Origin of the sequence: Streptomyces sp. NPDC004667 (assembly GCF_040609475.1) — a bacterium.
Lineage (GTDB): Bacteria > Actinomycetota > Actinomycetes > Streptomycetales > Streptomycetaceae > Streptomyces.
In genome coordinates this window covers 43,170-51,632 of sequence record NZ_JBEXKC010000056.1, presented here as the reverse complement: position 1 = coordinate 51,632, position 8,463 = coordinate 43,170, and the positions used below count along the sequence as shown (strand labels likewise).

Below are 8,463 nucleotides of genomic sequence, written 5' to 3'. Positions count from 1 at the left end.
GGTACTGCAGGGGGGACCCTGTGGGAGAGTAGGACGCCGCCGAACAATCATTGTGGGAAAGCCCCGCACCTTATGGTGCGGGGCTTTTCTGCGTTTACGGGCCGGTTATCAGGTTCAGTTTCAGGTTCAGTTTGAGTTTTGGCAGAGGCCGAAGCGGGCCAGGTAGTGCCAGACGCGCTTCAGGGCCTGCTCGTCGTGGTCGCCGGTACGGGCCGCCTCGCCGAGGATGCGGGGGGTCAGGACGCCGGCCACCGCGATGGATTCGCCGAGGTCGACGAATTCCTGGCCGCGGTAGTCGGGGTGCCGCCGTAGTTCCGTGACGGTCAGGCGGAAGCCCGGATGCCATTCCGTGGGGCAGGGGAGGGCCGCCGCTGCCGCCTCGATCTCGGTGTCGCGGTAACTGGGGTCCAGTACGAGGGCGGAGACGTCGCGGTCCAGCCGGACCGGGGTGTGTACCTGGGCTTCGACGTAGTCGTCCAGGGCGTCCTGGTCGTCGGCTTCGGCCAAGGCGATCAGGGACATGCGGGTGGCGACCCCGAACGATTCCGGCTCCAGATAGCTGTCCGGGTAGCAGAAGGTGGTCCGGGAGAGGGTTTCCGGGGCGAGGCGGAAGTGGGCCGAGCCGAAGCGGGGGGCGGCGCCGGCCGCGGAGTGGCGGAAGTTGAGGGCGCCGTACACCGGGCGGGCCTCGGCCGGCGCGGCGTCGTAGGCGCCGCCGAATATGCGGCTCTCCCACTGCCAGCGCGCTCCGCCGGGATGGGCGGTGAGTCCGCCGTTGCTGGTGCCCGTGACGAACTGGGAGCGGTACACGCCGTCTTCGGCCAGGGCCGTGAGCACCGGACGGTCGTTCAGGGAACGGTCCGGGTGGAAGTTCAGGGTGACCGTGAGCCTCGGGTCCAGGGCGGGGCCCGAGGCGAGCGCGGTGACGTGCGCGATCGCGCGGGTGTGGGGTTCGGGGTGTGGCTGGTGCATGGGTGCAGTCTGCAACAGCCCTGTGGGGGTGGGTGGTTAGGATCCGGCCATGACACAGCATGCGATACGTACGGTGCGGGCCGATGAGTGGGAGAAGGCCAAGGAGCTGAGGATCTCCGCATTGCGGGATCCGGCGGCTCCGGTGGCCTTCCTGGACACGCTGGAGGACGCGCGGGCCCGGCCCGACGAGTACTGGCAGGGGCGGGTCGCGGGGGCGGCGAGCGGGCGGGCGGCCCGGCAGTTCGTCGCCGAGGCGGCCGACGGGCGATGGGACGGCTCCGTCACCGTGCTGGTCGAGGAGGGCGGGACGGCCGACTTCTTCGGGAACCCCGTCGAGGCCTCGCAGGGGCATCTGGTGGGGGTCTTCGTACGGGAGGAGCAGCGCGGGACCGGGCTGACCGAGGCCCTGTTCACGGCCGCGCTGGAGTGGGCCTGGTCGTTGGAGGGGCCCGAGCTGGCCCGCGTACGGCTCTTCGTGCACGAGGAGAACGCGCGGGCCGGGGCGTTCTACCGGCGCTACGGGTTCGAGGCGAGCGGGCTGACCGTGCCGGTGCCCGGGGACTCCGGGGCGCGGGAGCTGGAGTACGGGGTCGCGCGGCCGGCGTAGCGGCGGTTCAGGGGAGGTCGGCCCGGGGCCAGTGGGCCCGGGCCTGTTCGCGGCTGCGGCACAGGGCGAGGAGCGGGAGCGTCTCGTCCGTCAGCAGTTCCGGGAGCTGGGGTACGGGCGCCACGGCCGCGACGTCCTCCAGGACCAGGGTCAGTGGTGGGTCGAGCCGACCGGCGGATGACCGTACGGCCACGCGCCGGCCGTGCTCGACCACGCTGGAGGCGAGTGCGGTCAGCAGGGGCATCGCACCCGGGCGGGTCCGGGGGTCTTCGAGGGGTTCGCCCACCACGTACAGGCTGCCCCCTTCGGCGAGGAACGATGCGAGGGTGAGGGCATCCGTGCGGTTCGGGGTGCAGGCCTCGCGGATGTGGATCGAGGTCAGGCAGGACAGGGCCCGGGCGGTGAGGTACTGGGCCTGTTCACGGCGTTCGGGGTGCCCGGTGAGGGCGCTTTCGAGTTCGCCGGCGGCTCCGGGGGCGGCCTGGAGGTGGGTGCGCAGGATGCGGACGGGGTCCTGGGCGGAGTTGCCCTGGGCCCAGCGGTGCAGCTGCTTGAAGGGGCGCTCGTCGAGGGCGGCCGCCTGGAGCCAGCTGCGCAGGAGGGTCTCGGCGGTGTCTGCGACGGCCGCGTCCAGGCGGGCCTGGGGGCGTACGGGGGCCAGCAGGGCGATCGCGCGTGCGGCGGCGGTGTCGCGGTCGGCGCAGCCTTCTGCGGGGTTCCAGTGCATGCGGGCCGGGGTGTCGCACAGGTGCGAGGGGTCGTAGAGCAGGACCGGTCCGAGTTTCGCCCGTGCGTCCTTGGTATCCGACCAGAGGGCGGGGGACGAGGTGACGACGAGGACGGCGCCCTCGGCGGAAGCGATGGCCTGCGCGGCGAGGCGGTGGCGTTCCGCGGGGGTGGCGTAGGTGAGGCGGGCGGGGGTGGTGTGCGGGGTGGGTGAGGTGGGTGTGGTGGGTGCGGTGAGGTGGCCGGTCGGTGCCGGTGCCGGGGCCGCGGGCTTCGGGGCGTAGCCGAAGCCGTAGCGGTAGGCCTCGTCGACGGGGGCGGGGCGGGGCCGGGTCGGTGGGACGCCGGCCTCGGGCACGGGGATGGGTGCGGGCTCCTGGGCCGGGAACGGATCCGGAGTCGCGATCGGTGCCGGGGCCTGGGCCGGCGCTGGAGCGTGGGTCGGGGTGTGGATCGGGGTGTGGGCTTGGGCCGGAGCCGGGGTGTGAGCCGCGAGTGGATCCGGAGCCGGGATCGGGATCGGGGCCTGGGCCTGGGCCTGGGTCTTGAGGTCGGGGTGCGGGGGTGCTGCTGTGGTGGGGGCCGGGTTGTGGCGGCGGGCCTTGGTGCGGGCGACCACGCCCAGGGTGAAGATCGTGAGGACCAGCATCACGAGCAGCTGGCTGATGAACAGGCCCCAGAACAGGCCCCACCCGGACAGCGCCGCCGGGGCGGTGTCGGGCCAGGCCGCCGCGATGTCGTGGGGTTGCGCTATCAGGGCGCGGACGGCCCCCGGGGTGCGGGTGAAGGTGACCGTGGACGGCCAGGCGCCCTTCGAGAAGAGGGCGGCCAGGCCGGTGGCCGACCAGACCAGGACGGCGAGGCCGAGGAGGAAGGCCAGGAGGCCGACCAGGACTCCGTCGGGGATGCCGCCGGCTCGCGCCGGGGGCTCCGTACGTCTGGGGTCGGGCACGGTCAGGCCACCGTGGCGGCCGAGCCGGGGCCGGCGCCCCGCTGGCGCTCGATGTACAGGGCGCGTTCCTCCGCTTCGAGTTCGGCGGCCAGCAGGTCCTCGGGGAGCTGCTGGGGGGTGGAGGACTCGGTCATCGCGCGGTCGGTGTAGACGAGGGGGCGTTCGGTTTCGGTGATCAGGTGTTTGACGACCTGGACGTTGCCGTTGACGTCCCAGACGGCGATGCCGGGGGTGAGGGTGGGGATGATCTCCACCGCCCATCGGGGGAGGCCGAGGACCCGGCCGGTGGCGCGGGCCTCGTCGGCCTTCTGGGCGTAGATGGTGCGGGTCGAGGCCATCTTGAGGATGGCCGCGGCTTCGCGTGCGGCGGCGCCGTCGACGACGTCCGAGAGGTGGTGGACGACGGCGACGAAGGACAGGCCGAGGCGGCGGCCGAACTTGAGGAGGCGCTGGAACAGCTGGGCGACGAAGGGGCTGTTGATGATGTGCCAGGCCTCTTCGACCAGGAAGATCCGTTTTTTCCGGTCCGGGCGGATCCAGGTGTGTTCCAGCCACACGCCGACGATCGCCATGAGGATGGGCATGGCGATGGAGTTGCGGTCGATGTGGGAGAGGTCGAAGACGATCAGGGGCGCGTCGAGGTCGATGCCGACGGTGGTGGGGCCGTCGAACATGCCGCGCAGGTCGCCGTCGACGAGGCGGTCGATGACGAGGGCCACGTCGAGGCCCCAGGCCCGGACGTCGTCTATGTCGACGTTCATGGCGAGGGCGGATTCGGCTTCGGGGTGGCGCAGTTGTTCCACGATGTCGGTCAGGACGGGCTGGCGGTCCCGGATGCTGTCCACGACGTAGGCGTGGGCGACCTTGAGGGCGAAGCCGGAGCGTTCGTCGAGGCCGTGGCCCATGGCGACTTCGATGATGGTCCGGAGCAGCGCGAGCTGGCCGGTCGTCGTGATCGCCGGGTCGAGGGGGTTGAGGCGGATCCCGTCGTCGTTGGCGGCGATGGGGTCCAGGCGGATGGGGGTTATCCCCAGCTGCTGGGCGATCAGGTTCCACTCGCCCACGCCGTCCTCGCCCTGGGCGTCGAGGACGACGACCTGGCGGTCGCGGAAGCGGAGCTGGCGCAGGACGTACGTCTTTTCGAGCGCCGACTTGCCGTTGCCGGATTCGCCGAGGACCAGCCAGTGGGGGGCCGGGAGTTGCTGGCCGTAGAGCTGGAAGGGGTCGTAGATGTAGCCCTTGCCGCTGTAGACCTCGCGGCCGATGATGACGCCGGAGTCGCCGAGTCCGGGGGCGGCGGTGGGCAGGTAGACGGCCTGCGCCTGGCCGGTGGAGGTACGGACGGGCAGGCGGGTGGTTTCGACCTTGCCGAAGAGGAAGCTGGTGAAGGCGTCCGTCAGGGCGGACATGGGATCTCGCATGGGGCGGCCGTTCCCTCCAGCTAGCGTCGGATGCCGGTGGCGAACGGCAAGGTGTTGACGAAGGCGCGGTGGTGCTCGCGGTCGCACCATTCGAGTTTCAGGTAGGACTTGCCTGCGGAGGCGCGGATGGTGCGCTTGTCGCGGGCGAGGGCTTCCGGTGAACGCGAGGACACCGTGATGTACCCGACGAGGTTGACTCCGGCAGCGCCGCTGGCCAGATCTTCACCCCTCTGGTCGAGCCGGCCGTGGGCGGCGATGTCGCGCGGGTCGACGGTGCGGTTCATCTTGGCGGCGCGGCTCGCGTCGGCCTCGTCGTTGGTCTTCTCGGTGAGCATCCGCTCGATGGCGACTTCGGTGGGTTCCAGGTCCATGGTGACGGCGACCGTGCGGATGACGTCGGGGGTGTGGACGAGGAGGGGGGCGAGGAAGTTCACGCCGACCGGGGTCATAGGCCATTCCTTGACCCACGCGGTGGCGTGGCACCAGGGGGCGCGGGTGGAGGACTCGCGGGTCTTGGCCTGGAGGTAGGTCGGTTCGACGGCGTCGAGTTCGGCGGGCCAGGCGTTGCGCTTGGTCATGGCCTGGATGTGGTCGATGGGGTGGTCCGGGTCGTACATGGAGTGCACGAGGGAGGAGAGGCGGCCCTGGCCGAGGGGTTGGCGGACGCGGATGTCGGCCTCGGCGAGGCGGGCGCAGATGTCGGTGAGCTCGCGGGCCATGACGATGGCGAGGCCGGCGTCGCGGTCGAGCTTGCGGCCCTTGTGGGGGGTCGAGGCGCGGGCGATGGCGACGGCTTCGGCGGCCAGGTCGCGGGTGAAGTGCATGCAGGCGACGAGGTAGGCGCGGTGCTGCTCGGAGGAGGTGGAGACCATCGACTGGAGCTGGTCGTAGGAGTCGCGCAGCCAGCCGGGGGCCAGGGTGTCTCCGCGCTGGGCGACGTCCTTGGCGTGGGCGTCGGGGTCGGCGGGGAGGGTGCGGGCGAGCATCTGGAGGCGGGTGACGAAGCCGTCGCCGTTGGCGACGTGCTTGAGGAGGGTGCCGAAGCGGTCGACGAGGGCTTCCTGGTCCTCGCTGTCGCGCAGGCCGACGCCGGGGCCCTCGATCTCGATGGCGGCGGTGACGGTGCGGCGGTCGGCGTGGAGGAGTACGGCGATCTCGTCGGGGCCGAAGGGGGCGGCGAGCCAGTTGATGCGGCCGATGCCGGGGGGCGGGCCGACCTCGACCTCGCGGCCGTCGGCGGCGCGGGTGCCGGATTCCATGACGGCGGAGCGGTAGGTGGTGCCGCGGCGCAGGGTGCGCTTGTAGCTGCGGCTGATCTCGAACCACCGGTAGAAGGTGCGGCCCTTGTAGGGGACGTACACGGCGGCGAGGGCGAGCATGGGGAAGCCGGCGAGGCTCACGATGCGCAGGGTGAGGTCGGGGACGAGCAGTCCGCTCATCATGCCGAAGAACGCGCCGACGATGATCAGGGCGATCTCGCCGGTTTCGCGGTTCTTGCCGACGATCGCGTTCGGCCTGGCGCGGCCGATGAGATACGTGCGGCGGGGCGCGATCGGGTGGAGCTGGTGGGACTGGGTCGTCAACGCCCGTCACCTCCTGTGTTTCCTGAGTTCCTCGTACTCGAGCCAGTGCGGGGCGGGGGTGCGGCGGAGGGGACGGTTCCGCCGCCGGACCCGCTGCCGGAGCCGCGACTGCTGTGGGCGGCCATGCCTCCGGAGATCTGGTTGGCGTCGCCTCCGGTGGAGCCGCCGGAGGCGCGGTGGGCGCCACCGCCGCGGCTGCTGTGGGTCTTGATGCCCTGGGAGACGAGGGAGGCCGGGGAGCTGATGACGGCGGCGGCCTGGGCGCCGTCGGTGGCCTTGGAGCGGTTGCTGCGGGCGGAGGCGATCTCGTCGCCGAAGCCGGGGACGAAGCGGTAGATCATCGCGGAGGCGAAGATCGCCAGGAGGATGATGGCGAGGCCGGAGACGACGGCGGAGAAGGCGTCGGGGCCCTTCTCGCCGGCGAGGGCTCCGGCGAGGCCGAGGACGATGACGATGACCGGCTTGACGAGGATGACGGCGATCATGATGCCGGCCCAGCGGCGGACGTGGCCCCACATGTTGCGGTCGACGAGTCCGGCGTAGACGACGGTGCCGAGGAGGGCGCCGACGTAGAGCAGGGCGGCGCGGATGACGAGCTCCAGCCAGAGCACTCCGGCGGCGAGGACGGTGACGAGGGCGACGACGATCAGCATGATCGGGCCGCCGCCGATGTCGCTGCCCTTCTTGAGGGCTTCGGAGAAGGAGCCGAAGAAGACGTCGGTCTGGCTGCCGGTGGCGGAGGCGATGACCTCGGTGACGCCGTCGGTGGCGGAGACGACGGTGTAGAGGATCAGGGGGGTGAAGGCGGAGGCGAGGACCGTGAGCCAGAGGAAGCCGATGGCTTCGGAGAGGGCGGTGGTGAGGGGGACGCCGCGGACGGCGCGCTTGGCCACGGCGAGGAGCCAGAGGACGAGGGTGAGGATGGTGGAGGCGGCGAAGACGACGGCGTACTGCTTGAGGAAGGCGGGGTTGGTGAAGTCAACGTTGGCGGTGCTTTTGACGGCTTCGCTGAGCTTGTTGACGATCCAGGCGGCGGCGTCGGCGCAGCCCTTGGCCAGGGAGGCGAGGGGGTTGAGGGCGTCGGTGGGGTCGTTGCTCAGTCCGGGCTTGGAGCCGCCCGAGGCGCCGTCGCCCTTCTCGCAGTAGTCCTTGGCCGACCCGATGAGGAGCTTGCAGTCCTCATTGGCCCGTGTTGTCGCCGAGGGGCTTGGCGACGGGGAAACCGGCGGGCTGGGCGCGGCGTAGGAGCGGGTGGCAAGTGCTGCGACGGCCAGGTGGGCGGACGCGATGACTCCGGCCGTCCGGAGCCGGAGGCTAGCGGGCATAGGTGAACCCTCCGAACTCCTTGGTGGCCTTGCTGATGTCGTCGGCGGATGAGGCGGCGACGTCGCCGGGGACCGGGGCCGGGCCGTCCTGCTGGCTGTCGGCCGTGACCTTCCAGTCCTCACCGGACCAGGCGAGCTCGAAGGTCCAGGTCTTCCAGGTGGTGCGGACCGGGTCGGTGGACTTCTCGCCGGACATGCCGATCAGGCCCGTCGCCCAGACCGAGATCTTCGCCGTGGTCGCCGAGTAGCTGTCCACGCGGGTGCCGACGGGCACGGTGCGGCTGATGAAAGTGTTCCCCTGCGGCGGGTTGCCGTTGGCGTCGAGCCCGAGCTTGGAGAGGAACGCCGTCGAGTACGCGGAGTCCTGGGGCCCCTTGAGTCGGTTTGCCGCCTCGGGCGTGTACACGGAGTCGGTGATCGCGTGCCGGGCGTCCTTTTTGAACATGCCGTCGGAGCCCATCACGGTGGCGTAGTTCGCCGCCGCCGACTGCGCGCCCTGTTCGTCGTGGGCGAAGCCCTTGGGGATGCCCGCGGTCTTGGTGGTGACCGGGGACGTGCCCGTCGGGGCCGTGGACGTGGTGGTCGGGGGTTTGTCCGAGGAGGCGTTGCCGCCCGGGGAGTCCGAGGACTGGTTCGCGAACGCGATGGCGGCGACGAGCAGGACCACGACGCCGACCACCGTCACCAGGCCGCGGGAGGCGCGGGGGGTGCGGCGGGGGGTGCCGTAGGGGTCGGAGGGGGAGTCGGGGAGGCGGGTGCGGGTCTGGCCCGTGCCGCCGACGTCGCCGCCGCCGTAATGGTCGTCGTTGCTCATTGCGTGTCCGCCCCCTCCGCGTCGTACGACGGTAGCGCTCGTTCCCGCTCAGGCGCGGTGTGG

7 protein-coding genes are annotated in these 8,463 nt (G+C 71.5%); 1 reads left to right on the top strand and 6 read right to left on the bottom strand.

Annotation, left to right across the window (positions count from 1 at the left end; genetic code table 11):
• Positions 1–126 precede the first annotated feature (126 nt).
• Positions 127–972 (bottom strand): DUF3626 domain-containing protein, encoded by an 846-nt coding sequence (locus ABZW32_RS27010; RefSeq protein ID WP_356220412.1) that lies wholly within the window; start codon positions 970–972, stop codon positions 127–129.
• Positions 973–1,021: 49 nt separating this feature from the next.
• Here ABZW32_RS27010 and ABZW32_RS27005 point away from each other — a divergent pair, with 49 nt between their 5' ends.
• The gene (locus tag ABZW32_RS27005) at positions 1,022–1,579 is read left to right on the top strand and encodes a GNAT family N-acetyltransferase (RefSeq protein WP_356220410.1); all 558 of its coding nucleotides are present in this window, start codon (positions 1,022–1,024) and stop codon (positions 1,577–1,579) included.
• 7 nt (positions 1,580–1,586) lie between these two features.
• On the opposite strand, the gene ABZW32_RS27000 is transcribed toward ABZW32_RS27005, so the two are convergent.
• Genes ABZW32_RS27000 through ABZW32_RS26980 form a run of 5 tightly spaced genes read right to left on the bottom strand, consistent with a single transcriptional unit; the run spans position 1,587 to position 8,400 of the window.
• The gene (locus ABZW32_RS27000; protein ID WP_356220407.1) at positions 1,587–3,257 is read right to left on the bottom strand and encodes a type VI secretion protein; all 1,671 of its coding nucleotides are present in this window, start codon (positions 3,255–3,257) and stop codon (positions 1,587–1,589) included.
• A 2-nt stretch (positions 3,258–3,259) separates the two neighbouring features.
• Positions 3,260–4,678 carry an ATP-binding protein gene (locus tag ABZW32_RS26995; protein WP_356220405.1) on the bottom strand — a complete coding sequence of 473 codons (1,419 nt, stop codon included), beginning with the start codon at positions 4,676–4,678 and terminating at the stop codon, positions 3,260–3,262.
• A gap of 20 nt (positions 4,679–4,698) precedes the next feature.
• Complete coding sequence (locus tag ABZW32_RS26990; RefSeq protein ID WP_356220402.1) at positions 4,699–6,261, bottom strand: SCO6880 family protein; 1,563 nt, start codon at positions 6,259–6,261, stop codon at positions 4,699–4,701.
• A complete protein-coding gene (locus ABZW32_RS26985; RefSeq protein ID WP_356220400.1) occupies positions 6,258–7,586 on the bottom strand; it encodes a hypothetical protein in 1,329 nt (442 codons plus the stop codon). Before ABZW32_RS26985 ends, ABZW32_RS26990 begins: the two co-directional genes overlap by 4 nt.
• Complete coding sequence (locus ABZW32_RS26980) at positions 7,576–8,400, bottom strand: hypothetical protein (RefSeq protein ID WP_356220398.1); 825 nt, start codon at positions 8,398–8,400, stop codon at positions 7,576–7,578. The genes ABZW32_RS26985 and ABZW32_RS26980 overlap by 11 nt, the downstream gene beginning before the upstream one ends.
• Positions 8,401–8,463 lie beyond the last annotated feature (63 nt).

Coding starts and splice junctions, on each gene's coding strand:
- ABZW32_RS27010 (WP_356220412.1), bottom strand. CDS start 972: ATGCACCAGCCACACCCCGAACCCCACACCCGCGCGATCGCGCACGTC.
- ABZW32_RS27005 (WP_356220410.1), top strand. CDS start 1,022: ATGACACAGCATGCGATACGTACGGTGCGGGCCGATGAGTGGGAGAAG.
- ABZW32_RS26995 (WP_356220405.1), bottom strand. CDS start 4,678: ATGCGAGATCCCATGTCCGCCCTGACGGACGCCTTCACCAGCTTCCTC.
- ABZW32_RS26985 (WP_356220400.1), bottom strand. CDS start 7,586: ATGCCCGCTAGCCTCCGGCTCCGGACGGCCGGAGTCATCGCGTCCGCC.
- ABZW32_RS26980 (WP_356220398.1), bottom strand. CDS start 8,400: ATGAGCAACGACGACCATTACGGCGGCGGCGACGTCGGCGGCACGGGC.